General features: G+C 69.2%; 24 protein-coding genes. 6 read left to right on the plus strand and 18 right to left on the minus strand.

Translation table 11 applies throughout. The features are described 5' to 3' along the window. Nucleotides 1-53: 53 nt before the first annotated feature. The 3 genes from ACZZZB_RS02190 to ACZZZB_RS02200 are packed head-to-tail and all read right to left on the minus strand — an operon-like array spanning nucleotide 54 to nucleotide 3446. The gene (locus ACZZZB_RS02190) at nucleotides 54-974 is read right to left on the minus strand and encodes an NAD(P)/FAD-dependent oxidoreductase (protein ID WP_463528877.1); all 921 of its coding nucleotides are present in this window, start codon (nucleotides 972-974) and stop codon (nucleotides 54-56) included. After that, a complete protein-coding gene (gltX, locus tag ACZZZB_RS02195) occupies nucleotides 971-2491 on the minus strand; it encodes a glutamate--tRNA ligase (protein WP_202939078.1) in 1521 nt (506 codons plus the stop codon). The genes ACZZZB_RS02190 and gltX overlap by 4 nt, the downstream gene beginning before the upstream one ends. Then, nucleotides 2484-3446, minus strand: coding sequence for a LysR family transcriptional regulator (locus tag ACZZZB_RS02200; RefSeq protein ID WP_192018153.1), 963 nt, complete (start codon nucleotides 3444-3446; stop codon nucleotides 2484-2486). The genes gltX and ACZZZB_RS02200 overlap by 8 nt, the downstream gene beginning before the upstream one ends. Nucleotides 3447-3527: 81 nt before the next feature. Here ACZZZB_RS02200 and ACZZZB_RS02205 point away from each other — a divergent pair, with 81 nt between their 5' ends. Beyond that, a complete protein-coding gene (locus ACZZZB_RS02205) occupies nucleotides 3528-4601 on the plus strand; it encodes an aminotransferase class V-fold PLP-dependent enzyme (RefSeq protein WP_463528878.1) in 1074 nt (357 codons plus the stop codon). A gap of 6 nt (nucleotides 4602-4607) precedes the next feature. Here the strand turns inward: ACZZZB_RS02205 and ACZZZB_RS02210 are convergent, their stop codons facing one another. The 4 genes from ACZZZB_RS02210 to ACZZZB_RS02225 form a co-directional block, all read right to left on the minus strand. Beyond that, a complete protein-coding gene (locus tag ACZZZB_RS02210) occupies nucleotides 4608-5372 on the minus strand; it encodes a fumarylacetoacetate hydrolase family protein (protein ID WP_064296260.1) in 765 nt (254 codons plus the stop codon). 78 nt (nucleotides 5373-5450) lie between these two features. Beyond that, a complete protein-coding gene (locus tag ACZZZB_RS02215; protein ID WP_085510591.1) occupies nucleotides 5451-6566 on the minus strand; it encodes a branched-chain amino acid aminotransferase in 1116 nt (371 codons plus the stop codon). Nucleotides 6567-6606: 40 nt separating this feature from the next. Beyond that, nucleotides 6607-7662 (minus strand): 3-isopropylmalate dehydrogenase, encoded by a 1056-nt coding sequence (locus ACZZZB_RS02220; protein WP_138946787.1) that lies wholly within the window; start codon nucleotides 7660-7662, stop codon nucleotides 6607-6609. Between the two features lie 100 nt (nucleotides 7663-7762). Continuing rightward, on the minus strand, nucleotides 7763-9286 hold the full coding sequence (locus tag ACZZZB_RS02225; protein WP_463528879.1) for an MFS transporter: 1524 nt from the start codon (nucleotides 9284-9286) through the stop codon (nucleotides 7763-7765). A 114-nt stretch (nucleotides 9287-9400) separates the two neighbouring features. Here ACZZZB_RS02225 and ACZZZB_RS02230 point away from each other — a divergent pair, with 114 nt between their 5' ends. Next, nucleotides 9401-9958, plus strand: coding sequence for a TetR/AcrR family transcriptional regulator (locus tag ACZZZB_RS02230; RefSeq protein WP_079705616.1), 558 nt, complete (start codon nucleotides 9401-9403; stop codon nucleotides 9956-9958). A gap of 107 nt (nucleotides 9959-10065) precedes the next feature. Here the strand turns inward: ACZZZB_RS02230 and serA are convergent, their stop codons facing one another. The 3 genes from serA to ACZZZB_RS02245 form a co-directional block, all read right to left on the minus strand. Beyond that, on the minus strand, nucleotides 10066-11658 hold the full coding sequence (serA, locus tag ACZZZB_RS02235) for a phosphoglycerate dehydrogenase (protein ID WP_071260923.1): 1593 nt from the start codon (nucleotides 11656-11658) through the stop codon (nucleotides 10066-10068). A 115-nt stretch (nucleotides 11659-11773) separates the two neighbouring features. Beyond that, complete coding sequence (locus ACZZZB_RS02240) at nucleotides 11774-12145, minus strand: bacitracin resistance protein (RefSeq protein WP_139382441.1); 372 nt, start codon at nucleotides 12143-12145, stop codon at nucleotides 11774-11776. Nucleotides 12146-12150: 5 nt separating this feature from the next. Beyond that, complete coding sequence (locus ACZZZB_RS02245) at nucleotides 12151-12699, minus strand: hypothetical protein (protein WP_463528880.1); 549 nt, start codon at nucleotides 12697-12699, stop codon at nucleotides 12151-12153. A 71-nt stretch (nucleotides 12700-12770) separates the two neighbouring features. On the opposite strand from ACZZZB_RS02245, the gene ACZZZB_RS02250 reads away from it, so the two are divergent. Then, the gene (locus ACZZZB_RS02250; protein WP_463528881.1) at nucleotides 12771-13157 is read left to right on the plus strand and encodes a DoxX family protein; all 387 of its coding nucleotides are present in this window, start codon (nucleotides 12771-12773) and stop codon (nucleotides 13155-13157) included. 45 nt (nucleotides 13158-13202) lie between these two features. On the opposite strand, the gene ACZZZB_RS02255 is transcribed toward ACZZZB_RS02250, so the two are convergent. The 6 genes from ACZZZB_RS02255 to ACZZZB_RS02280 form a co-directional block, all read right to left on the minus strand. Continuing rightward, nucleotides 13203-13958 carry a copper homeostasis protein CutC gene (locus tag ACZZZB_RS02255; protein WP_064296255.1) on the minus strand — a complete coding sequence of 252 codons (756 nt, stop codon included), beginning with the start codon at nucleotides 13956-13958 and terminating at the stop codon, nucleotides 13203-13205. Between the two features lie 53 nt (nucleotides 13959-14011). Continuing rightward, complete coding sequence (locus ACZZZB_RS02260) at nucleotides 14012-14923, minus strand: carbohydrate ABC transporter permease (RefSeq protein ID WP_079705611.1); 912 nt, start codon at nucleotides 14921-14923, stop codon at nucleotides 14012-14014. Next, nucleotides 14920-15924, minus strand: a complete 1005-nt coding sequence (locus ACZZZB_RS02265) for a carbohydrate ABC transporter permease (RefSeq protein WP_079705610.1) — start codon at nucleotides 15922-15924, stop codon at nucleotides 14920-14922. The genes ACZZZB_RS02260 and ACZZZB_RS02265 overlap by 4 nt, the downstream gene beginning before the upstream one ends. Beyond that, on the minus strand, nucleotides 15921-17327 hold the full coding sequence (gene ngcE / locus ACZZZB_RS02270; protein WP_079705609.1) for an N-acetylglucosamine/diacetylchitobiose ABC transporter substrate-binding protein: 1407 nt from the start codon (nucleotides 17325-17327) through the stop codon (nucleotides 15921-15923). Before ngcE ends, ACZZZB_RS02265 begins: the two co-directional genes overlap by 4 nt. 95 nt (nucleotides 17328-17422) lie before the next feature. Continuing rightward, complete coding sequence (locus ACZZZB_RS02275) at nucleotides 17423-18202, minus strand: sugar isomerase domain-containing protein (RefSeq protein WP_192018160.1); 780 nt, start codon at nucleotides 18200-18202, stop codon at nucleotides 17423-17425. Nucleotides 18203-18212: 10 nt separating this feature from the next. Then, the gene (locus ACZZZB_RS02280) at nucleotides 18213-19160 is read right to left on the minus strand and encodes a MurR/RpiR family transcriptional regulator (protein WP_079002196.1); all 948 of its coding nucleotides are present in this window, start codon (nucleotides 19158-19160) and stop codon (nucleotides 18213-18215) included. 93 nt (nucleotides 19161-19253) lie between these two features. Between ACZZZB_RS02280 and ACZZZB_RS02285 the strand changes: the two genes are divergently transcribed. The 3 genes from ACZZZB_RS02285 to ACZZZB_RS02295 all read left to right on the plus strand — a co-directional run bounded on the left by ACZZZB_RS02285 (nucleotide 19254) and on the right by ACZZZB_RS02295 (nucleotide 22724). Beyond that, nucleotides 19254-20279 (plus strand): N-acetylglucosamine kinase, encoded by a 1026-nt coding sequence (locus tag ACZZZB_RS02285; RefSeq protein WP_463528882.1) that lies wholly within the window; start codon nucleotides 19254-19256, stop codon nucleotides 20277-20279. Beyond that, nucleotides 20276-21277 carry a Gfo/Idh/MocA family protein gene (locus tag ACZZZB_RS02290; protein ID WP_463528883.1) on the plus strand — a complete coding sequence of 334 codons (1002 nt, stop codon included), beginning with the start codon at nucleotides 20276-20278 and terminating at the stop codon, nucleotides 21275-21277. Before ACZZZB_RS02285 ends, ACZZZB_RS02290 begins: the two co-directional genes overlap by 4 nt. A 124-nt stretch (nucleotides 21278-21401) precedes the next feature. Continuing rightward, entirely contained in the window at nucleotides 21402-22724 is a 1323-nt protein-coding gene (locus tag ACZZZB_RS02295; protein WP_463528884.1) for an alpha-L-fucosidase, read from the plus strand. Nucleotides 22725-22811: 87 nt separating this feature from the next. Here ACZZZB_RS02295 and ilvC read toward each other — a convergent pair whose 3' ends face one another. Together ilvC and ilvN are read right to left on the minus strand one after the other, a co-directional pair. Then, entirely contained in the window at nucleotides 22812-23840 is a 1029-nt protein-coding gene (gene ilvC / locus ACZZZB_RS02300; protein WP_064296249.1) for a ketol-acid reductoisomerase, read from the minus strand. Nucleotides 23841-23888: 48 nt separating this feature from the next. Beyond that, nucleotides 23889-24398 (minus strand): acetolactate synthase small subunit, encoded by a 510-nt coding sequence (gene ilvN, locus ACZZZB_RS02305; RefSeq protein WP_064296248.1) that lies wholly within the window; start codon nucleotides 24396-24398, stop codon nucleotides 23889-23891. Between the last annotated feature and the right edge of the window lies 1 nt (nucleotide 24399).

Consider the following 24399-nt stretch of genomic DNA (forward strand, 5'->3'; position numbering starts at 1 on the left):
CCTACGGAGGCGGCCGTCTCAAATCGAAGCGTCCCGGGCGCGTCGCGGGTCACTCAGCTAGGGATGCCCGCGAGGTCCCGGTTGAGTGCCCTGGACACGCGAGCGCCGTTCCCGGCCGCGACGATGAGCTGCTGCGGGCCGGGAGGCGTGATGTCCCCGGCGGCGTACACGCCCGGCACGGACGTGCGACCCCAGGCGTCGACCACGACGTACCCGTCGGTGTCGCGATCGAGTGAGAGCTGTTCCAGATATCCGAGGGGCGCGGCCCACTGCGGCCGCACGAAGCCCCCGGAGCGCGGGATGAGCGCACCGTCGGCGAGGCGGACACCGGTGAAGCCGTCGCGACCGCCGTCGAGCTCCGCGATCGCTCCGCGCTCGACCCGAATGCCCGCGGAGGCGAGCGCGGCCTCCTCGGGACCGGTGACGGTGTCGGTACCGTTCGTGAAGACGATGAGGTCCGACGACCACTGTGCGATGAGGATCGCCCATTCCGCCAGGTCCGTCGTCTCGCCGATGAGCGCGAGCGGCGCGTCGGCCTTCTCGTACCCGTCGCACTCGACGCAGCTGTGCAGATCCGTTCCGTAGAAGGCCCGCAGGTTCGTGACCTTCGGCAGCGTCTCCGTGAGACCGCTCGCGACGACGACCGTCCGGGTCACGACGTCGCGATCCGGCTCGCCGCGGACCCCCTGGGCGACGACGTGGAAGCCGTCGGTGGTCGCCTCGATCGACTGCACGGACGCGAACTGGACCTCCGCGTTCGCATAGGCGGCAACCTCCTCGCGCCCCATTCGCCGGAGATCCAGCGGAGCGATGCCGTCGCGGGTGAGGAAACCGTGCGAGCGCAGCGTCGCAGCGTGCCGTGGGCGATTGCCGTCGAGCACGAGGATGCGCCGACGCGCGCGCGCCAGGTTCAGCGCGGCCGAGAGTCCCGCGGGTCCCGCGCCGACCACGACGACGTCGTACGAGTCGTTCATGACGCGAGGTGCACGGAGAGCCGATCGAGTCGCGTGATCGATTCCGTCTTCCCGAGGATCTCGAGCGACTCGAAGAGCGGCGGGGAGATCCGACGCCCGGACGCGGCGACGCGCAGCGGGCCGTAGGCGATACGGGGCTTCAGTCCGAGGCCCTCGATGAGCGCGCCGGCGAGCGCGTCCTGGATCGAACCAGCCGTCCACTCCGACTCGGGGACGAGCTCAAGTGCGCCGATGGACGCGGCGAGCACCTCACCGGCGTTCGCCGGAAGCCCCTTGAGCGCGTCCTCCTGGTACTCGAGCTCCGCGGCACCGCGGAACAGGAAGCCGAGGAGCGCGGGGACCTCGCCGAGCAGCGCGATGCGCTCCTGGACGAGCGGGGCGGCCTGCTCGAGCACGGCCTGCTGCGCCTCGGTGACGGGCTCGCCCACCACGTCGGCCTCGACGAGGTACGGCGTGATGCGGCCAAGGAAGTCGGCCGGCTCCAGCAGTCGGATGTGGTCGCCGTTGATCGACTCCGCCTTCTTGAGGTCGAAGCGCGCCGGGTTCGGGTTGACGTCGACGACGTCGAACGCGGCGATCATCTCGTCGATCGAGAAGACGTCGCGGTCGCCGCTCAGCGACCACCCGAGGAGCGCGAGGTAGTTGATGAGCCCCTCCGGCACGAAGCCGCGGTCGCGGTGGTGGAAGAGGTTCGCCTCCGGGTCCCGCTTCGAGAGCTTCTTGTTGCCCTCGCCCATGACGTACGGCAGGTGACCGAACCGCGGGACGAAGGTCGTGAGACCGATGTCGATGAGCGCGTGGTACAGCGCGATCTGCCGCGGCGTCGACGGCAGGAGGTCCTCGCCGCGGAGGACGTGGGTGATCTGCATGATGGCGTCGTCGACGGGGTTCACGAGCGTGTAGAGCGGCTTGCCGTTCGGGCGCACGAGGACGAAGTCCGTGAACGACCCGGCCGGGAAGGTGATCTCACCGCGCACGAGGTCGTCGAAGCTGAGGTCGTCGTCCGGGACCCGCAGACGGAGCGCCGGCTCGCGGCCCTCGGCTCGGAATGCGGCGCGCTGCTCGTCGGTGAGGTCGCGGTCGAAGTTGTCGTACCCGAACTGCTTCGGCCGGCCGGCCGCCTCGTTGCGGGCGTCGATCTCGTCGGCATTCGAGAAGCTCTCGTAGAGGTGCCCGGCAGCCGTCAGCCGCGCGATCACGTCGGCGTAGATGTCGCTCCGCTCGGACTGCCGGTACGGCGCATGGGGTCCGCCGACGCCGACGCCCTCGTCCCAGTCGAGCCGCAGCCACGTGAGCGCGTCGACGAGCTGCTCGTAGCTCTCCTCGCTGTCGCGAGCGGCATCGGTGTCCTCGATCCGGAAGACGAGCTTGCCCCCCGTATGCCGGGCGTACGCCCAGTTGAACAGCGCCGTGCGGACGAGACCGACGTGCGGCGTGCCGGTCGGCGACGGGCAGAACCGGACGCGGACGTCGGTGCCGGAAGCCGTGGAGAAGGGGTGCGTAATCGTGTCAGACATCGCCTGTCATCTTAGTCGCGCCGCCCAGGGACGCGGCGATCCGCAGGAGTGCAGCGACGGCGGGGATGCGGTCCGCGTGCTCGGCGCTGACGAGGTGGAGCGCCCGGTCGTCGTCGTTGCGCGTCGGCAGCACGACCACCTCGGTCGGCAGCTGTGCGGCCGCGAGCGCGAGGGTTGGGAGCAGGGCGACGCCGAGCCCGGCCGCCACCAGGGCGGTGACCGCGATCGCGTTGTCGGTCTCGTGCGCGATGACGGGCTCGAAGCCGCTCGACCGGCAGAGACCGAGGAGATGACCTCGGCAACGCGGACAACCCGCGATCCAACGCTCACCGGCGAGGGCCGCGAGGTCGACCTGTCGGTCACCGGCTCGAGCGTGGCCGACCGGGAGTACGAGACGCATCGGGTCGGTTCCGAACCGGCGCACGCGGAGTCCGGCCGCGCTCTCCCGATGCGGGTCGTCCGGATCGTCCGGGTAGCTGAAGGTGATCGCGACGTCGGCTTCACCGGCACGGACCGCGGCGACGGCCTCCGGCGGTTCGGCCTCGACGAAGGAGACGCCAATCCCCGGATGCTCGTCGGCCAGGCGAGCGAGGAGCTGCGGCACGAGCATCGACGACGCCGACGGGAAGGCGACGAGGCGCACCCGCCCACTCCGCAACCCCGCGAGTGCCGCGACCTCCTCGGACGCCGCGCGCACCGCTCGGTCCACCGCCACCGCGTGTCCGGCGAGGATCGCACCGGCCTCGGTGAGGCGGACGCCGCGACCGACGCGCTCGACGACCGGCATGCCGAGCCGACGCTCGAGCCGGCGGAGATGTTGGCTCACCGCCGGTTGACTCGAGCCGAGCGCGTGCGCGGCGGCCGTGATCGACCCGGTCGAGGCGATGGCGCCGACGACGAGGAGGGAACCGGCGTCGAGGGCCGATGACGAGGGCGGCGGCGAGAGGGTGGACATCCTCGAAGCATAATCGCTCGTTATGGTTCTCATCGAGAGCCGGTCCTTGTGGCATGGATACCCGGCGAAGAGACTGGATGCATGAGCACCCTCAGCCTCCAGGAAGCCAGCGGATCCTTCCCATCCGCACCCGGCTACCTGGCCGCCTGCACGCTGGGACTGCCGACGACGGGCACGACGGACGCCATCATGGCCGACCTCTCCGCGTGGCAGGCGGCTCGAACCGATGCAGCCGCCTACGGCGCCGTCGTCGAGCGGGTGCGCGGCTCCTTCGCCGAGCTGGTCCACGTGCCGGTCCGCTCGGTCGCGATCGGATCCCAGACCTCCGCCATGGTCGCCATGGTCGCGGCGTCGGTGCCGGACGGCGCCGAGGTCCTCTGCGTCGAGGGCGACTTCAGCTCACTCGTCGCTCCATTCCTCATGCAGGCGCACCGCGGCGTGCGTGTCCGCCACGCACCGCTCATCGAACTCGCCTCCCATATCGACGCCTCGACCTGGCTCGTCGCCTACTCCGCAGTGCAGTCCGCGACCGGCGCGGTCGCCGACGTGGTCGCGATCCGTGAGGCGGCGGCCGTCCACGGCGCGCTGACGTTCAACGACCTCACACAGGCGGCCGGGTGGCTCCCCGTCGACGCCTCGGCCGACGACATCACCGTGTGCCACGCCTACAAGTGGCTCTGCGCGCCACGAGGTGTGGCCTTCATGACGGTGCGCGACGAGGTGATGGACCGCCTCCGACCGAGCCAGGCCGGTTGGTACTCGGGTGACGACGTCTGGTCGTCCTGTTACGGCCCGTCGTTGCATCTCGCCGAGAGCGCACGACGGTTCGACGTCTCCCCCGCGTGGCAGGCCTGGGTCGGCGCCGAGCCCGCCATCGCCCTCTTCGCGGCGGTCGACGCCGTCGCCGTGTACGAGCACGACACCCGGCTCGCAGCGGCGCTCCGGGCGGGCATCGGCGAGAGCCGGTCGCTCCTCACCGGGACGGCCTCGGCCATCGTGACGTGGACGGATCCGGATGGACACGACCTCCGGGCGCTGCAGTCGGCCGGGATCACGGCATCGGGTCGCGCAGGCCGGGCGAGGGTCGCGTTCCACCTCTGGAACACCGACGACGACGTCGCAGCTGCGCTGACCGCTCTCGGTCAGCGCAGCTGACGCGGGTCAGGGCCGGCGGCCGGTGTTCCGCAGGATGCCGATGCCCGAGACCTCGACCTCGACGACCTGGCCGTCGGTGAAGGGTCCGACGCCGGCCGGCGTCCCGGTCAGGATGACGTCGCCCGGGAGGAGCGTCCAGACGGCGGATGCGTACTCGACGATCGCGCCGATGGAGTGCACCATGTCGGAGAGCGGGGCGTGCTGGCGGACCTCACCGTCGACGCGGGTCTCGATCGTCGCGCCGTCGAAGGAGAACTCCGTCTCGATGTAGGGGCCGAGCGGGCAGAAGGTGTCGAAGCCCTTCGCGCGGGCCCACTGACCGTCGGACTCCTGGAGGTCGCGGGCCGTGACGTCGTTCGCGATCGTGTAGCCGAAGATGACCTCGTCGGCACGCTCCGCGCTGACGTTCTTGGCGACGCCGCCGATCACGATGGCGAGCTCACCCTCGAAGTCGATGCGCTCGGACTGCTTGGGGAAGACGACGGCGTCTCCCGGCCCGACCACGGAGGTGTTGGGCTTCAGGAAGAGCAGCGGCTCGGTGGGAGCCTCCCCACCCATCTCGGCTGCGTGGTCGTGGTAGTTCTTGCCGACGGCGACGACCTTGGAGCGAGGGATGACCGGCGCGAGCAGGACCGCATCCGCGAGCGGGACGCGCTCCCCCGTCGGTTCGAAGCCCGAGTAGAGCGGATCGCCGTCGAGGACGACGAGATCCGCATCGTCGATGATGCCGTAGCGGATGGCCTGATCGTGACTGAAGCGAGCGATTTTCACCAGGCCAGCCTATCCCGAGGTGCCCCGGCGACACGGAAGCCCCGCACGAGGTGCGGGGCTTCCCAGGCTGCTCGGAGGCTACTCGGCGTCGAGACGCGTCATCCACCCGTGGCGGTCGGGCAGGCGGCCGTACTGGATGTCGGTCAGTTCCTGGCGCAGCGACATCGTGAGTTCGCCCGCCGGAGCGTCGGCGTCGCCCACGGTGAAGTCCTTGGCCTTCAGCTGCGCGATCGGCGTGACGACCGCAGCCGTCCCGCAGGCGAACACCTCGACGATGTCGCCGCTCTCGACGCCCTCGCGCCACTCGTCGATCGTGACCCGGCGGCGCTCCACCCGGTGTCCGCGGTCCTCCGCGAGCTGCAGGATGCTGTCGCGGGTGATGCCCTCGAGGATCGAGTCCGATTCCGGCGTGACGAGCGTGCCGTCGCGCTTGACGAGGACGACGTTCATCCCGCCGAGCTCTTCGATGTAAGTCGCCTCCTGTGCATCCAGGAAGAGCACCTGGGCGCACCCGTGCTCGTACGCCTCGGCCTGCGGGAGCAGGGAGGACGCGTAGTTGCCGCCGGTCTTCGCCGCCCCGGTGCCGCCCTTGCCCGCACGGCTGTAGTCGGTGGACAGCCAGATGGACACGGGGGTGACGCCGCCGGTGAAGTACGCGCCGGCCGGGCTGGCGATGACGTAGTAGTTGACCTTCTTCGCCGGGCGGACGCCGAGGAACGCCTCCTTGGCGAACATGAAGGGCCGCAGGTACAGGCTGGTCTCCGGCGCGGACGGCACCCAGGAGCCGTCGACGGCGATGAGCTGCTTGATCGACTCGACGAAGTACTCGACCGGGAGCTCCGGCAGCGCGAGCCGCTTGGCCGAGCGCTGCAGGCGGCGGCCGTTGGCGTCGGGGCGGAACGACCAGATGGAGCCGTCGGCGTGACGGTACGCCTTCAGGCCCTCGAAGATCTCCTGGGCGTAGTGGAGGACGGCGGCAGCCGGGTCGAGCGAGATCGGACCGTAGGCCTGGACCCGTGGGCGGTGCCATCCACCGCGCTCGGACCAGCAGATGTCGACCATGTGGTCGGTGAAGTGCTGCCCGAAGCCCGGATCGGCGAGGATCGCGTCGCGCTCTGCGGCGGGGACGGGCTGCTCGTTGGGGGTCACGGTGAAGGCGAGTTCGCGCTGCGCCATGGGGAGGTTGATCGTCATGATGGTGTCTTCCGTCGTGATCTGCGTGTCTGGTGGGCGTCTACCGGTTCGCCGCGAGGGCCGCGATCGCATCGCCGACCTCGGTCGTCGTGCGTGCTGCGCCGGTGCGGGCGGCGATGTCGGCGGTGACGGCAGTGGCGACTCGCGCCGCCTCCGTCTCGAGGCCGAGATGCGACAGCATCAGGGAGACGGAGAGGATGGCGGCGGTCGGGTCGGCCAGCTGCTTCCCGGCGATGTCGGGCGCCGATCCGTGGACGGGCTCGAACATGCTCGGGTACGTGCCGTCCGGGTTGATGTTTCCCGAGGCCGCGAGTCCGATGCCGCCGCTGATCGCGCCGGCCAGATCGGTGAGGATGTCGCCGAAGAGGTTGTCCGTGACGATGACGTCAAATCTAGCAGGATCCGTGACGAGGAAGATGGTGGCCGCGTCGACGTGCAGGTAGTCGACCGCGACGTCGGGGAACTCCGCGGACACCGCGTCGACGACGCGCTTCCAGAGCGAACCGGCGAAGACGAGGACGTTGGTCTTGTGGACGAGGGTGAGCTTCCCCCGACGCGCGGCCGCAGCGGCGAACGCGTAGCGCACCACCCGCTCCACCCCGTAGGCGGTGTTGACCGAGACCTCGTTCGCGATCTCGTGCGGCGTGCCCTGGCGGATCGCTCCGCCGTTGCCGACGTACGGCCCCTCCGTGCCCTCACGGACCACGACGAAGTCCACGTCGCCGGGCTCGCTCAGCGGGCTCGGGACACCCGGGTACACCACGGTCGGGCGCAGATTGACGTAGTGGTCGAGGCTGAACCGGAGCTTGAGGAGCAGTCCACGCTCGATGTTCGCGTTCGCGAGCCGGGGGTCGCCGGGCACGCCGCCGACCGCTCCGAGGAGGATGGCGTCGTGCGAGGCGATCGCGGCGAGGTCTGCGTCGGTCAGCACGTCGCCGGTCTCGAGGAACCGCGCGGCGCCGAGCGAGAAGGGCGTCTGCTCGAACCGGACGTCGCCACCCTGCACCGCCGCATCGAGGACCTTGAGCGCCTCGCCGACGACCTCGGGACCGATCCCGTCGCCGGGGATGACTGCGAGCTTGACGGTGCGGGACATGCGACTCCTGAGGATGCGACGACGGTGTGCGCCCAGCTTAACGCCTCCGACCTCGGGCGGATCGTGCCACCCGTCTCCGGGTGGCACGATCCGCGGAGCCCTACCGGACCCGGCGCAGACCGATCGCCGCGACGAGCATGGCGGCCACGATGAGGCCGACGCCGATCCACGCTGCGACACCGACACCGCTGTCGAAGGCGTGCCGCGCGGAGTCCATGAGCGCACCCGCGAGGTCGCCGGGCAGCTGCTCGGCGACCGTCGCCGCACCACCCAGGGTCTCCCCCGCCGCCTGCTGCTGCGCAGGGGTCAGTCCGTCCGGCAGGACGACCGAGGAACGGTAGGACGCGGTGAGCACCGTACCGAGCGTCGCCGTGCCGAGCACCGCTCCCAGCTCGTAGGCGGTCTCGGAGACACCGGACGCCGCACCGGCCTTCTCCGGCGGCGCACTCGCGATCACGAGCTCGTTCGACACCGTCTCGGCGGAGCCGATGCCGAGCCCGAGCGCGACGAACGCGAGGCCGATCCCGAGGGCCGACACGTCTCCCCCGGTGATCGCGATGGAGGCGTAGCCGACGGCGGACACGACGAGTGCGATCGGGACCACGATGCCCGGACGGATCCGCTTGGAGATGGGCACGATCACGAGGCCGGCGATGATCATCACGATGAGGCCGGGAAGCAGGACGAGCCCGGCGTCGAGCGGCTGCAGGCCCAGCACCAGCTGCAGGTGCTGCGACACGAAGAACAGCCCACCGACGAGCGCCGTCACGCTCAACAGGTTGATGACCACGGCACCGCTGAACGAGGCCCGCCGGAACAGGCTCAGGTCGAGCAGCGGATGCTCGAGGCGGAGCTGACGGCGAATGAACAGGACACCACTGACCACGCCGACGACCATCGAGACCACCGTGAGCAGGTCGAAGCCGGCTTCCGCCAGGTGCTTGATGCTGAACACGAGCGGCGTCATCGTCAGGAGGATGAGCAGGATGCTCGGGACATCGATGCGTCCGGGGTTCGGGTCCCTCGACTCCGGGATGAGGAAGGGCGCGAGGACGACGAGCGGCAGGAGCACCGGGACGGCGAGCAGGAACACCGCGCCCCAGGCGAAGTGCTCGAGGATGATCCCACCGACGATCGGCCCGAGTGCGCTGCCGGCGGCGAACCCGCTGGCCCAGACGGCGATGGCGAACCGTCGCTGGTCGCGGTCGAGGAAGATGTTCCGCAGCAGCGAGAGCGTCGACGGCATGAGCATCGCTCCGAAGAACCCGAGCGCCGCCCGAGCCGAGATCAGGAGCTCGGCGCTGGGCGCGAACGCCGCGGCGACGGACACGACACCGAATCCGATGGAGCCGATGAGTAGGAGGCGACGACGACCGATGCGGTCGCCGAGGCTGCCCATCGACACGAGCAGGCCGGCGAGGACCAGCGGGTAGATGTCGACGATCCAGAGCAGCTGCGTGCCGGTCGGGGTGAGCGCGCTCGAGATCGCGGGCAACGCGAAGTTGAGGACCGTGTTGTCGACCGACACCAGCAGGACGGGGAGCATGAGGACGGCGAGCGCGAACCAGGCTCGCCGACCGGCACGGGGAGCGGCGACGGCGGTGGGTTCGGTGGCGGTGGACACGGTGACCTCTTTCAAAGCGTGGAGAACGGCGCCGGTCAGGCGCCGCCCGCTCGACTATACCGTCCAGCCGGTATAGTATCAATCCGAATCCGACGAGCCGAATACGATGGAGCCATGGCGAAGCAGACCGCAGCCCGAGAACGCGTCCTCGACGCCTTCGCCGAACTCCTCATCGAGCAGGGCGAACGCGCCGCCACCCTCGACGCCGTCGCCGCGGCGGCCGGTGTCTCCAAGGGCGGACTGCTCTACCACTTCGGCAGCAAGGAGGCCCTCGTCGACGGCCTCATCGAGCGGCTCTCGGACATGAGCGAGGCCGACACGGCGCGGATGCTCGCGGCCCCGGAGGGCGTGGTCGAGTACTTCGTGCGCACCTCCGTCGACTGCGGCACCCCCTTCGACCGGACGATCATCGCCGTCGCGCGGCTGGCGCAAGGACAGCACGCCCAGGCGAGCGACGCGATGGCAGACATCCGCCGGAGCTGGTTGCGCACGGTGGAGGACGCCGTCGGCGACCCCGACACCGCTCGCGCCATCGTGTTGATGTCCGACGGCCTCTACGCCAACACGGCGCAGCTCGGCATGGGGGTCAGCGACCCCGATGAGGGCAGCGACGAGTCGATCGAGCGACTCCTGGCCGTCATCGCGCGACTGCTCCCCGCCGGCGGGCGCTGAGCCGCGACGCCCGCCGGGCGCATCGGAACGGCGTCGGCGCCTCGGCCTGCGGACGACGATGCCCCGCACCGGACGGCGCGGGGCATCGGGTCGGAGCAGCGGTCGGGCTACTGCTCGGTGATGTCGATCTCGCGGAGCAGCGTCGCGTCGATCGTCTCGCGGATGACCTCGAGGACGTCGTCGGCGACCGGCGAGTCGACCGTCAGGACGCTGAGCGCCGGGCCACCGGCCTCGTGACGGGCGATCTGCATGCCCGCGATGTTGATGCCCGCCTCGCCGAACCGCTGGCCGTAGACGGCCACGATGCCGGGTCGGTCGGTGTAGACCATCACGATGTGGTGCTTCGCGAACGGCACCTCGACGTCGTAGCCGTTGATCTCGACGATCTTCTCGGTCTGCTTCGTGCCCGTCAGCGTGCCCGACACCGAGATCTGCGATCCGTCGCTGAGGGCTCCGCGCAGCGTGATGACGTTGCGGTACTCCTCGCTCACCTCGTCGGTGAGCAGGCGCGTGACGACACCGCGCTGCTCGGCGAGCAGCGGGGCGTTCACGTACGAGACCGTCTCGCTGACGATGTTCGTGAAGATCCCCTTGAGCGCGGCCAGCTTCAAGACGCTGACGTCGTACCCGCTCAGCTCGCCGTGGACCTCGACGTCGACGCTCGTGAGCGACGAGGTCGACAGCGCGGCGAACACCTGCCCGAGCTTCTCGACGAGCGGGATGCCAGGACGGACGTAGGGGTCGATCACGCCGCCGGCGACGTTGACCGCGTCCGGGACGAGTTCGCCGCCGAGCGCGAGGCGCACGGACTTGGCGACCGAGACGCCGGCCTTCTCCTGTGCCTCATCCGTGGACGCACCGAGGTGCGGCGTCACGATGACGTTCTCGAGCCCGAGCAGCTTCGTGTCGGTGGGCGGCTCGCTGACGAAGACGTCGAGGCCGGCACCGGCGATGACGTTGTTGGACAGCGCCTCGTACAGCGCGTCCTCGTCGATCAGGCCGCCGCGAGCGACGTTGACGACGTAGGCCGTCGGCTTCATGAGCGCGAACTGCGGGCCGGCGATCATGCCCGTCGTCTCCGGCGTCTTCGGCATGTGGATGGTGATGAAGTCGGACTGCGCCAGCAGCTCGTCGAGCGTGACCAGCTGCACCCCGAGCTGCTGCGCACGAGCGGACGTGATGTAGGGGTCGTACGCGATGACGTTCGTGCCGAACGCCTGCAGACGGGCCGTGATGAGGGCACCGATACGGCCGAGGCCGATGATGCCGATGGTCTTCTCATAGAGCTCGGTACCGGTGTACTTGGACCGCTTCCACTGCCCCTGGGCGAGCGCGGCGTGCGCGGCCGGGATGTGGCGGGCGAGGCTCAGGATGTGGCCGACGGTGAGCTCGGCCGCGGAGATGATGTTCGACGTGGGTGCGTTGACGACCATGACCCCGGCCGTCGTGGCGGCCTTGATGTCGACGTTGTCGAGACCGACACCCGCGCGCGCGACGACCTTCAACCGGGTGGCCGCCTGGATGGCCTCCTCGTCGACCTTGGTCGCGGATCGGACCAGGATGGCGTCGGCGTCGGCGATCGCCGCGAGCAGAGCCGGGCGGTCCGTCCCGTCGACGGAGCGCACGTCGAAGTCGGGCCCGAGGGCGTCGACGGTTGCTGGTGAGAGTTCTTCGGCGATCAGTACGACCGGTTTCGACACGGAACGGTTCCTTCGCAGTAGCAGTGGGGTGGGCAGCGCGTCGGTGTCCGGCGGCCATCGCAAGCCTATCGGAGGCGCACCGGGCGGTTCGTCGTGTGACGATGCGGCGGCCGGGTCAGACGGAGAGGTCGATCAGCTGCTGCGCGCCGAACATCGCGAGGACCGACAGCGAGATCGCCGCGACGACGCACAGGGCGACGAGGTAGCGCACGGCCTGCTCGCCGAGCGACCGCTCGCGACCGGTCCAGAAGGCGATCGCGAAGGCCACGACCGGCAGGAGCAGGCCGCCGATGAGGACGACCCAGCCGAGCGGCAGGACCGGAACGGCGAGGCCGTTCGCCGTCCCGACGATGCCGACGAGGTTGCCGACGGCTTCGAAGACGTCATAAGCGAAGAACAGGCCGAACAGGACGGCGATGGACCAGCTGAGCCAGCCGGGTCGCTCGGCGGCGGGTTTCGACACGGGGTCCGCGGTGGTGGAGGGCATCAGGGTCACACTCCTCGGAGGAACGGCCAGGGCAGGACGAGCACGACACCGAGCAGGAGCATCGCGATCCTGACGACGGGTCTGCCGCCACGCGTCAACCAGAGCGTCGCGGCCATCCACACGGGTCCCGCGGCGACCGCGAGTCCCTGTCCGAGATCGAACATGAACCTGCCGACCGCGTCGCTCGGCACGGCCGCGTCAGGACGGAACGCCGAGATCAGCCAACCGACGCTGTACAGCAGGAAGACCCCACCGAAGATGCCGAGGGTGACCAGCATGACCGAACTCATCTGCTCGCGCTCTCCGGCGGCAGCCTCGTCCGTGACCCGGTCGGTCGGCTTCGCGACGTCGACCTCGACAGGAGGGGCGACCGGTTCCGCACCTGGACCGGCCGACTCCGCGGCCGGCTGGACCGACGCGGTCGCCCGACCACGCGTGATCGGCTCCGGCGATGCGGGCTCGAACGTGGTCCGGTCGCCGGAAGCCGAGGCGTCGAGCGTCGGATCGTCGTCGCCCGCCCAGCTCAGCGCGTCTTCGTCCCGCGGCTCAGTCATACCGCCAGCCTATCGCCGCCGGGCCGACCACCGAGTGCGGCGATCCGGACGCGACGGAGCAGAATTGCCTGGTGAACCCGTTCCCGCTCCTGCAGTCCGCCCTGACCGTCGTCCTCGCGATCATGTTCATCGGCATGGGAGTCCTCCACTTCCTCCCGGGACCGGCGAGGACCATGGCCGCGATGATCCCGGGACTCCTGCGGGGCAGCACCATCACACCGCGGATGCTCGTCGCCATCACCGGTGTGTGCGAGATCGCGGGCGGCGTCGGCCTGCTCGTCCCACCCACCAGGCTCGCCGCAGTGGTCTGCCTGATCGTGTTCCTCGTCGCGGTGTTCCCGGCGAACGCCGCGGCCGCGCGGCAGCCCGAGCGGTTCGGCCGCCTCGCCGTGCCGTTCGTCCCACGGCTCATCGGTCAGCTCGTGCTGATCCTCGCCCTCGTCATCGTGGCGATCTGATCGCTCGACGGGACCTGTCGACGATCCCGTCAGTGCCGACGGATCTCAGACGGCGACGGCAGCGCGCCTGGCCGCGGCCACCGCGCGAGCGACGGTCGTCGCGTCCGTGATGTCGTAGCTCGGCGACCCTCCGCCGGGGCCGGTCTCCGTGACCCGGCCGGCACGACGACGGGCGGAGAGGTGCACCGCGTCGACACCCGCCCGCGCGAGGGCGGGGATCGCATCGATCGTGACGCCGCCACCGGCCATGATCTGCATCGAGCTGTCGCCCCTCGAGGCCATCTGCGCGAGCTTCTCCGCGCCGTCGATGCTCGCCCGCGCGCCGCCGGACGTCAGCAGACGGTCCACACCGGCGTCGCGCAGCTGGTCGGCGGACCGGACGGGGTCGGTCGTCGCGTCGACGGCCCGGTGGAACGTCACCGCGAGCGAGCCCGCAGCCTGACGCAGCTGCGCCAGCGCCTCCAGGTCGATCGTGCGATCGGACCGGAGGGCGCCGACGACGATGCCCGCAGCACCCGCGGCCTCGAGCGCGAGGATGTCGCCGGACATGACGTCGATCTCCGCGGGCGAGTAGACGAAACCGCCCTCTCGCGGACGCACGAGGACGTGCACGAAGTCGCTGAGCCCGGCTTCGTCCGCAGCGCGGACCGCCGCCATGACCAGTCCGATGGAGGGGGTGAGCCCACCGGTGCCGAGGGCCTGGCACAGCTCGACCCGCTGGGCTCCCTCGCGGATGGCGATGCGGACCCCCTCCACGTCCTGGACGGCGATCTCGACGGCGATTGGCGACTGGAGGCTCATTGGACCCATTGTTCCAGTGATCCGCTCGAGCCGAGGACGCGCACGCCGCTGCGCTACTTGTCCGTGCCCTGCGACACCGAACCCTGCAGCTGGCGCTGGAAGATCAGGTACACGATGAGCACGGGGACCACGGTGATCACGGACGCCGCGAAGAGCGCACCGAAGTCCACCGAGTACCCGGCCTGGGCGGCGAAGGACGCCATCCCCTGCGTCAGCACGTAGTTCTGCGGGTTCGAGTTGAGCGCCACCGGCAGGAGGAACTGGTTCCACAGCCCCACGAAGTTGAGGATCGCGACGGTCGCGAGCCCCGGCCTCGCCATGGGCAGCATCACCTGGAAGAAGGTCCGCCACTCCCCCGCTCCGTCGATCGCGGCCGCCTCCGCGATGGAGACCGGCAGCGACTTGAAGAACGAGAACAGGAAGAACACCGTGAACGGGAAGGCGAACGCCGCGTACGTGAGGATGAGTCCCGGGAGCGAGTTGAGCAACCCGAGGCTCTGCAGCACGAAGAACAACGGCACGATCGCGAGGAACACGGGGAACGTGAGGCCGGCGAGCATCAGGTAGTAGATGGCCCGGCTCCCGAAGAAGCGGAACCGCGCCAGCACGTACGCACACATCGAGCCGAACAGCATGGTCACGATCAGGGCGCCGAACACCACCACGATCGAGTTCAGGAAGAAGCTGCCGATACCGGCCGTCGTCCACGCGTTCACGTAGTTGTCGAAGTTCCACTTCGACGGCAGCGAGAACGGCGAGGCGAAGATCTCGGAGCTCGTCTTGAACGACGACATGACCGTCCAGAGCAGCGGGACGACGACCACGATCGACCAGATGATGAGCACCGTGTGCGATGCCGTCCCGACGACGCGGTCGCCCGTGGTCGGCTTGCGGCTGGCCGGTGTGCGAGTGCCGGTTCCGACGACCGCTGGGTTCGCGGTCGTCGCCGTGGTCTGGACGGTCATTCCGCCACCCCTTCATCGTTGCCGCCGGTGAGTCGGCTGACCAGGAAGACGACGCCCGCGAACATCAGGGTGACGAGCGCGAGCACGACCCCCATCGCGCAGGCGTAGCCGAACTGGCCCTTGGTGAACGCCGTCGTGAAGAGCTGCTGCGACATCACGAGCGTCGTGTTGGACGGGCCGCCGCCGGGATTCAACGCGGCCATGTACACGAACGCGTCGAGGGCGAGGATGCCCATGTAGATGTACGCCGTCTGGATGTTGTCGCGGATCAGCGGGATCGTGATCGTGAGCGCGGTCCGCAGGCGACCCGCGCCGTCGATCCGTGCCGCCTCGTACACCTCGGCCGGCACGCCCTTGATCGCCGCGATGAAGAGCACCGTGTAGAACCCGATGAGTCCCCAGACGATGACGAACATGGTCGCGATCATCGCCGTGTCCGGTGAACCGAGCCAGGCGAAGGAGGTGAACTGGTCGAGCCCGATGCCGGTCAGGAAGCCGTTCAGCAGCCCGGACGACGGGTCGTAGATCTGCTTCCAGATGAGGCCGATGACGATGGCCGGCACGACGTACGGGAAGAAGGTGATCACGCGGTACACGCTCGAGTTGCGGAGGCCGCGGATCGGACCGTTGCTCGGTCCGCCGATCGTGATGAGGGAGGCGAAGAGGAACGCGATCCCGAGGGTCACGAGCGGCAGGACGATCGCGAGCGCGACGCTGTTGCCCATGGACTGGAGGAAGGTCTGGTCCTGGAAGAGCTTCGTGTAGTTCGAGAACCCGACGAAGTCCATGCCCGGGGAGAACCCGGACCAGTTCGTCAACGAGTAGTACGCCGCCTGCGCGAACGGCGAGACCACGAAGACGACGTACCCCACCACCGGCACGATCAGGAAGACCAGGAAGAACGAGACCCGGTCGAACGTGAAGTCCCGGCGGCGCAACCGCCGGGCGGCGGGAGGGGTAGCCCCTCCCACCTTCCCGATCGGCGTGCCGACCGCCGTCATTTGACGGTGACCTTGTCCACGGAGTCGTCGTTGCGGACCTTGTCGGAGATGTCCTGCATGCCCTTGGTGAGGGTGGCGACGTCGGAACCACCCTGCAGGAACGTGTTCCAGAGGACGAGGAGGTCCGTGTTGAGTCCGTACAGGTCGATGAAGCTCCACGAGAACACGTCGGTGCCGGCGTCGTTCAACATCTTCACCTGGGACACGAGCGCCGTCGAGCCGAAGCCGTCCTCGGGGATCGTGTCCTTGACGATCGTCGACGAGAAGGTCGTCTTGGCGAAGTTCACCGCGGCGTCGTTCGACAGCATGGCCCGCAGGAACTCCTTGCCACCGCCGACGTTCTTGCCCTGCGACGGGACGATGAACCCTTCACCTGCGGTGCTGTGCAGCGCCGAGTACGGCAGGGCGGAGTCGGCGGAGACCGTCGGCTCGGGCGCGCCGGTCATCTTGAAGCCGTCCTTCGTCTGGGTCTTCATCTCGTTCTCGATCCAGCCACCCGAGGGGTAGAGGATGAAGTCCTCCGAGTTGCTCCACTGCGCCTGCGCAGCGGTGAACTGCGTTCCGGCGCCACCGGGCTTGACGTACCCGGCGTCGATGATCGCCTTGAGACCCTTGAGCACGTCCTGGACGGCCGGCTTCGACCAGCAGTCCGCCTCGAGGTTCTCGAGCGCCAGACGGACCTCGTCGCCGCCCTCCTTGATCGCGGACGCGATCGCCATCGTCAGGTAGTAGGTGGCCGCCTCGGTGCCCCAACCGAACAGGTACTTGCCCTGCGCCTTGGCCTTCGCACCGAGATCGAGTGCCTCGGCCCAGGTCTTCGGGGGCGTCCAGCCGTTCGCCTCGAAGAGCGCCGCCGAGTACCAGACCGCGTAGACCGTCAGCACGTAGTTCAGCTGCACGAACTTGCCGTCGAAGGTGCCCGGCTCGACGACACCCGGGTACAGGGTGTCCTTGATGACCTTGCCCTCGTAGTTCTTCGCCTCGATGACGTCCGTCAGGTCGGCGAGCTGCTCGCGGATGGTGTTGATGCCGATGAGGCCGGCGCCGCTGTTGTCGATGACGTCCGGCGGGTTGCCTGCGACGAACCGCGGCTGGAGCGTCTGCGCGATGTTCGTCGCGGCAGTGACCTTGACGGTCGAGCCCGCCTGCTGCTTCTCGACGAGCTTCCCGGCGAACTCGGTGTACTCGATGCCGTACCCGCCCTTGAAGATGACGGCGTCGACCGTCGAGTTGGCGGCCATGCCGAACGGGTTGTCGGCCGAGACCGGTCCGCCGGTGGTGGTCGCCCCGCCTCCGCCGCCGACACAGGACGCGAGCGTCCCGCCCAGCGGGAGGAGGATCGCGGTCGCGAGTGCTCCTCGCAGGAAATCGCGGCGTTGGAGCGTTGCTGGCTGCTTGTCCATCGGTCTACCTTCCAGTGATTCGAGTGTTGCCCGGGTGTGGTGCTGTCGGGGTGGTGTTGTCGGGTGTGTGGTGCGGGTGGTGCGACGCCTCGGGTTCAGGCGTCACGTCTGATCCGGCCCCGGTAGCGGTCCTCGAGCACACTGTTGTGCTCGTCGCCGCCCGGGATGTTGGCCGAGATGTAGAGCGGTGGGGTCTCGCCGGTTGCCGCGATCCTCGCCGCGACGCCGATGGTGAGGAGCTGCGCGAGGTAGGCCGCCGTGATCGAGGACACCGCGCCGACCGGGACGCCGTCCTGGACCTCGATGGTCGCGTCGCCGAACGGAGCACGGTTGTCGAGCACCACGTCGGCCACCTCGGAGAGCCGCAGCCCGCTCGGGTGCTTCGGCTCGACGCGCGAGGTGTGCTCGAGCGAGGTCACGGCGATGACGGGGTGGCCGTGCTCCTTGGCGATCAGGGCGAGTCCCACGATCGACCCGTTGACACCGGAGTTCGACGCGATGATGAACACGTCGCCCTCCCCCACCGGGGAGATCGCGAAGAGTTCCGCCGCGACGTCGCCGCTGCGCTCCAGCGCGGCACCACCGAGGTCGTCGACGGACCGTCCACCGCGGAGGACGACGTCCCGCAGGGCGATCTTGTTCGTCGGGATCAATCCACCGGCGCGGCCGGCGATCTCCATCGCGAACGCCTCCGAGTGGCCGGTACCGAACGCCTGGATGACCGCTCCGCGCTCGAGGGCCGCGACCAGCAGGTCGATCGCGGGGTCGAGTTCGCCGGACCGTGCCGCCTGGGTGATGTCCGCGAGGCGCGAGGTGACCTCGTCGGTGTAGCGATCGACGTGATCGGTCCAGGTCGTGGTGGATGTGGTGCTCATTCGGTTCCTCTCAGACGCCCACGGGCGAGGCGGTCTCGGACAGGGCTCCGGCCTTGGTCGGTCGGCGGTGTGGGGCGACCGCGAGGGCGGAGGCCGCGAGGCGCTTGGTCGTGCGCTCGAAGTTCTGCTGCGCGACGAACAGGTACAACAGGTCCAGGACGAACAGCTGACCGTGCTTGGCGGAGAGGTCGTCGGGCTGCAGGAACCGCTCATGGGCCGAGGTGATGATGGCCAGCGTCGACGCGGCGACGAGCGGGGAGTCCGGGTTGTTGCTGATCGCCACGGTGAGCGCGCCCGCGCGACCCGCCTGGCGGAGCATCTGGATGGTCTCCTCGGTGCGCCCGGTGTTGCTGATCCCCAGGGCGACCGAGTCCGGGCCCTGGATCGCCGCGCTCGTGAGGCCCGCGTGGACCTCCGACCAGGCGTGCGTGCTGATGCCGATGCGGTACAGCCTGGCCTGCATCTCGTCGGCGAGCATCGCGCTGCCGCCGACACCGTAGATGTCGACGTTCCGGCTGCGCGCGATGGCTGCGGCGATCTCGAGCATGACCTCGAGGTCGATCACATCGGCGGTCTCGCGCAGCGTCCGGGTGTGCGCGTTGAGCAGGGTGCTCAGGACGTCCGGAGCCGAGTCGTCGGGGCCGAACGCCCGGCCGATGTCGGTCTGCCAGGAGTCGCGAGCGGTGCTGCGACCGAAGTCCTTGGCGAGGTCGACCCGGAACGGCGCGTAGCCCGTGTATCCGATGATCCGGCAGAAGCGGGTGATGGTCGCCGCTGAGACGCCCGAATCGGCTGCGAGCTCACCGATCGTGAGTGTGAGGGGCGCGTCGGGGTTCTCCAACAGGTAGTCCGCGATACGCAGCATGACCCCGGACATCTCCGGCATCCGCGACCGAATCCGGTTGGTCACGCCGGTGGCGTGCTCGACCGGTGGGTCGGTGCGGATGGAAACAGTCATGGAAATTCCTTTTCTCCTTCGTTGGAGTGACGCGAAACTGATTCTTACAGTACGTTGTGGCCCACGGCAACATGTTTCGAGATGATGACGATGATGAAAACAACTCTGGCGGTCGACGCCGGCGGCACCTCGTCCCGCGCGGTGCTCGTGGACGCCTCAGGACGTCGCCTCGGTTCCGGGCGCGCGGGCGGCGGGAATCCGACGTCGTCCGGTGTGGACAGCGCTGCCACGCAGATCGCGCTCGCGGCTCGTGCCGCACTCGACCAGGCCAGGACGACGTCGTCCATACCGCCCCTCCCGTCCGGGGCGCTCGTGGTGATCACACAGGCGGGGCAGGTGTCCGACGCCTACCGCCGCGCCCTGGACGCGCACCTCGTACCGCTCGGACTCGGACCGGTCGTCATCGAACCGGATCTGCTCGGCATGTACGGCTCCGGCTCGGCGTCGCCGGACGGCGTCGTGCTCGTCGCGGGGACCGGGAGCGTCGCGGGACGGATCAGGGACCGTCTCGTCGTCCGGGAGGTCGGCGGTGCCGGCTGGCTCCTCGGCGATGGCGGCTCCGGATTCTGGATCGCCCGGCGCGTGATCCGCGCGGTCGCCGCCGACCTCGACGGCATCGGACCCCGCACGGGACTCACCCCGCTGCTCTCCCAGGCGGTCGGGTTCACGCCGGACCCGTCCTCATCCGGTGACGCGGACCACCGCCGGTCCCCGGTACTCGACACACTCATCCGCTCGGTGAACGACGGTCCCCCCATCGCCATCGCCCGCCTGGCGCCGCTCGCCTTCCAAGCCGCGGACGACGACGTCGCGCGGTCCATCCTCGACGCTGCCGTCGACCGCCTGGCGGTCCTCGTGGAACGGGTGCTGGCTCCGGATTCGGACCACAGAGAGAGCACGCTCGTCGTCGGCGGCAGCGTGCTCGTCGATGGACTCCTCCCCTCCGTCCCCTCAGCCGCGGAGCGCCTGTCGTCGGCTGCCGCCGGTGCCCGACTCGTCCCGGTCGCCGACGGCCTCGTCGGAGCCGCCGCCCTGGGCATCAGGATGCTGGGCGGGGACGTCGACGACGCGACCCTCAGCCGCCTGCGCGAGGACCTGGCTGCTGGGGCGACGCGGTGACGGCGGACCGGATCGCCGTCATCGGCACCGGTGCCATGGGACTGGCGCACGTCCGCGCGCTCGCCGGACTCGGTGCAGCCGACCGGATCACTTACCTGTGCTCGGCTCGGTCGCCGAGAGCCATGCCGGAGGCACCGGACGCACGACTCACCACCTCGGTCGACGAGGTGCTCCTGGATGCCTCCGTGGGGATCGTCGTCATCTGCACGCCGACCGACACCCATCGGGATCTCGCCGTCAGGGCGCTCCGTGCCGGCAAGCACGTCCTGCTGGAGAAACCGATCGCCCTGACGCTCGCCGACGCCAACGCGATCCTGCAGGCCGCCGACGAGTCCGGCCGGACGTTCATGGTCGCGCACGTCGTCAGGTTCTTCGGCGGGTACGAGGTGATCGACGACGCGGTGCGGGCCGGGGCTGTCGGCACACCCCTCGCCGTCACGGCCGAACGGCTGAGCTCCCCCGCCGGCCCGTCACCGTGGTGGCAGGACGAGCGACGCTCCGGCGGCCCCCTCGTCGACTTCGCGATCCACGACTTCGACCAGCTGAACCAGCTCCTCGGTCAGCCGCGATCCGTGTCAGCACGACGCACCGGCACCGGTCGCCCGATCGAGACGACGGTCGACTACGCCGACGGCGGGATCGGGCGCGTCCTCACCTCCATGGAGCTCCCGCCGGCCTTCGGATTCAGCTCGGCCATCGAGGTGCTCGGCAGCACCGGGCTCATCGCCCACCGATTCGTCGGTGCGTCCCCGACCCACGCACCGCCGCTCTCGGTCGACGCGCTGGGATCGGCCGCCGCGCACGGCCCCTACGACCTCGACGAGACCGATCCCTACCGACGACAGATGGCTTCCTTCCTCGACTGCGTGGAGCGAGACGTCCAACCGTTCCGAGTGACCGGCCGGAGTGCCCTCGCGGCCCTGTCGGTCGCGTTGGCGGCGAAGGCATCGCTGGACACCGGCGTGCCCGTGCAGGTCTTCGAACCCCACGATGCCTGAACCGTCGACGCGCAGGAGGTCCGACGTCCTGACCACGCCGGCCCACCGGACAGCAGACATCCGACCTTTCGTGTTAGCCTGCCCCCGCACCGCCGTGAACCCACTCGACGATCGAAGGGCCGCCGTGACCGAGACCACCATCCCCCGACCCGACACCGCCTGGTTCGACGAGGCGAGATTCGGATTGTTCCTGCACTGGGGCCTCTACGCCCTCCCCGCACGCCATGAGTGGGTGCAGACGCGGGAACACCTCTCGGCCGAACAGTACGAGCGCTACCGCGAGCACTTCGACCCAGACCGGTTCGACCCCCGCGCCTGGGCCAAGCAGGCCAAGGCGGCCGGCTTCCGGTACGCGGTGCTCACGACGAAGCACCACGACGGCTTCTGCCTGTGGGATTCGGCACTCACCGACTTCACGTCCATGCACACGCCCGCCGGCCGTGACCTCGTGGCGGAGTTCGTGGAGGCCTTCCGCGCCGAGGGGCTCCGGATCGGCTTCTACCACTCGCTCATCGACTGGCATCACCCCCACTTCACGGTCGACGGCATCCACCCGCGACGCGACGACCCCGAGGCGCTCGCAGCGAACGCCGACCGTGACTGGTCCCGCTACCGGGACTACCTGCACGGCCAGGTGCGCGAGCTGCTCACCGGCTACGGCCCGATCGACTACCTCTTCTTCGACTTCAGCTACTCGCAGGGCATCGAAGGTCTGCCGGGGAAGGGCGCCGCCGACTGGGGCTCCGAGGAACTCGTCGAGATGATCCGCGGGCTGCAGCCGGAGATCCTCATCAACGACCGCCTCGAACTCCCGGGCGACGTCACCACCCCCGAGCAGTACCAGCCCGTGGTGACACCGGTCGGTCCCGACGGCGACCCCCTCCGGTGGGAGGCCTGCCAGACCCTGAACGGCAGCTGGGGGTACGACCGCGACAACCTCGACTACAAGTCGCCGGAGCTGCTCCTGCGGATGCTCATCGATTCGGTCTCGAAGAACGGCAACATGCTGCTGAACATCGGACCGACCGCGCGCGGGACGATCGATCCTCGCGCGATCGAACGACTCGACGTCCTCGCCGACTGGTTCGCGCTCCACGAGCGGGCGATCCGAGGATGCGGCCCGTCGGAGTTCAGCAGTCCGACCGACGTCCGATACACGCAACGCGGCGACCGGCTGTACGTCCACGTCTTCGCCTGGCCGTTCGTGCACCTGCACCTGCCCGGTCTCGGCGGCCGGGTGCGCTACGCGCAGCTGTTGTCGGACGGCTCCGAGGTGCCGTTCCAAGTGCATCGCCCGGAGCACGATCTGCCGAACCAGCACACCCAACCGAAGGGACTCGGTCCCGACACAGTGACCCTGCACCTGCCGATCGGTGAACCCGACACCCCGATCCCGGTCATCGAGATCTTCCTCGAGCCCGGCACGACCGGAGCAGCGACGGCCTGAGGCTCCCGCAGACGACGGAACGCCCGCCCCGACGGATCGGGGCGGGCGTTCTGGCTCGGTGCCGCTGAGCGGCTGGACGAGCGGAGACTAGCGGGCGACGCTGCCGTCGACGTAGTCGTCGTCGTTCGAGGCGTTCCACGCGAAGAGCTTGCGCAGCTCGCGACCGGTGGCCTCGATCGGGTGGTCCTCGCCCTTCTTGCGCAGCTCGAGGAACTCGGGCGCGCCGGCGTCCTGGTCGTCGATGAAGCGCTTGGCGAAGGTGCCGTCCTGGATGTCCTTGAGGACCGCCTGCATGTTGGTCTTGACGCTCGGGTCGATGACGCGCGGGCCGGAGACGTAGTCGCCGTACTCAGCCGTGTCGGAGACGCTCCAACGCTGCTTGGCGATGCCACCCTCCCAGATGAGGTCGACGATGAGCTTCAGCTCGTGGAGCACCTCGAAGTAGGCGATCTGCGGCTGGTACCCGGCCTCGGTCAGGGTCTCGAAGCCGTACTGGATCAGCTGCGAGACGCCACCGCACAGGACGGCCTGCTCGCCGAAGAGGTCGGTCTCGGTCTCCTCGGTGAAGGTGGTCTTGATGCCACCGGCACGGAGGCCACCGATCGCCTTGGCGTAGGACCAGGCGAGCGCCCAGGCGCCACCGGTCTCGTCCTTCTCGACGGCGACGATGACGGGGACGCCGCGGCCGGCCTCGTACTCGCGACGAACGGTGTGGCCCGGGCCCTTCGGGGCGACCATGAAGATGTCGACGCCCTCAGGAGCCTCGATGTAGCCGAAGCGGATGTTGAAGCCGTGGCCGAAGACGAGCGCCTTGCCCGGAGCGAGCTGGTCCTTGATGGACTCGGCGAAGATCGTGCGCTGGTGCTGGTCCGGAGCGAGGATGACGATGACGTCGGCCCATGCGGAGGCGTCGGCGACGTTCTTGACGGTGAAGCCCTGCTCCTCGGCCTTGGCGATCGACTTCGAGCCGTCCTTCAGGCCGACGACGACCTCGACACCGGAGTCGCGGAGGTTGAGCGCGTGTGCGTGGCCCTGCGAGCCGTAGCCGATAACGGCAACCTTCTTGCCCTGGATGAGCGACAGGTCTGCGTCCTGGTCGTAGAAAATCTCAGTCACTGGTGGTTCTCTCCTTGGTTGTGGTTTCGCAATATGCCGCAGATGCGACTAGTTCTTGAAGACGCGTTCGGTGATGGACTTCGAGCCGCGCCCGATGGCGAGGAGACCCGATTGGGCGATCTCCTTGATGCCGTAGGGCTCGAGCACCTTGAGGAGCGCGGTCGTCTTCCCGGAGTCGCCCGTGACCTCGATCACGAGGGCGTCGGTCGCCACGTCGACGACGCGGGCCCGGAACAGGTTGACGGCTTCCAGCACCTGGGAACGGGTGGAGTTGTCGACGCGGACCTTGATGAGCAGGTGCTCACGCTGGACGGACTGCGCCGGATCCAGCTCGACGATCTTGATGACGTTGATGAGCTTGTTCAGCTGCTTCGTCACCTGCTCGAGCGGAAGCTCCTCGACGTCGACGACGACCGTGATCCGGGACAGACCCTCGATCTCGCTGTGGCCGACCGCGAGACTCTCGATGTTGAAGCCCCGGCGGGCGAACAACCCGGCGACGCGGGTCAGCAGACCGGGCTTGTCCTCGACGAGGAGGCTCAGGACGTGGCTGCTCATG

It is taken from the genome of Plantibacter sp. AC185 (assembly GCF_979258065.1).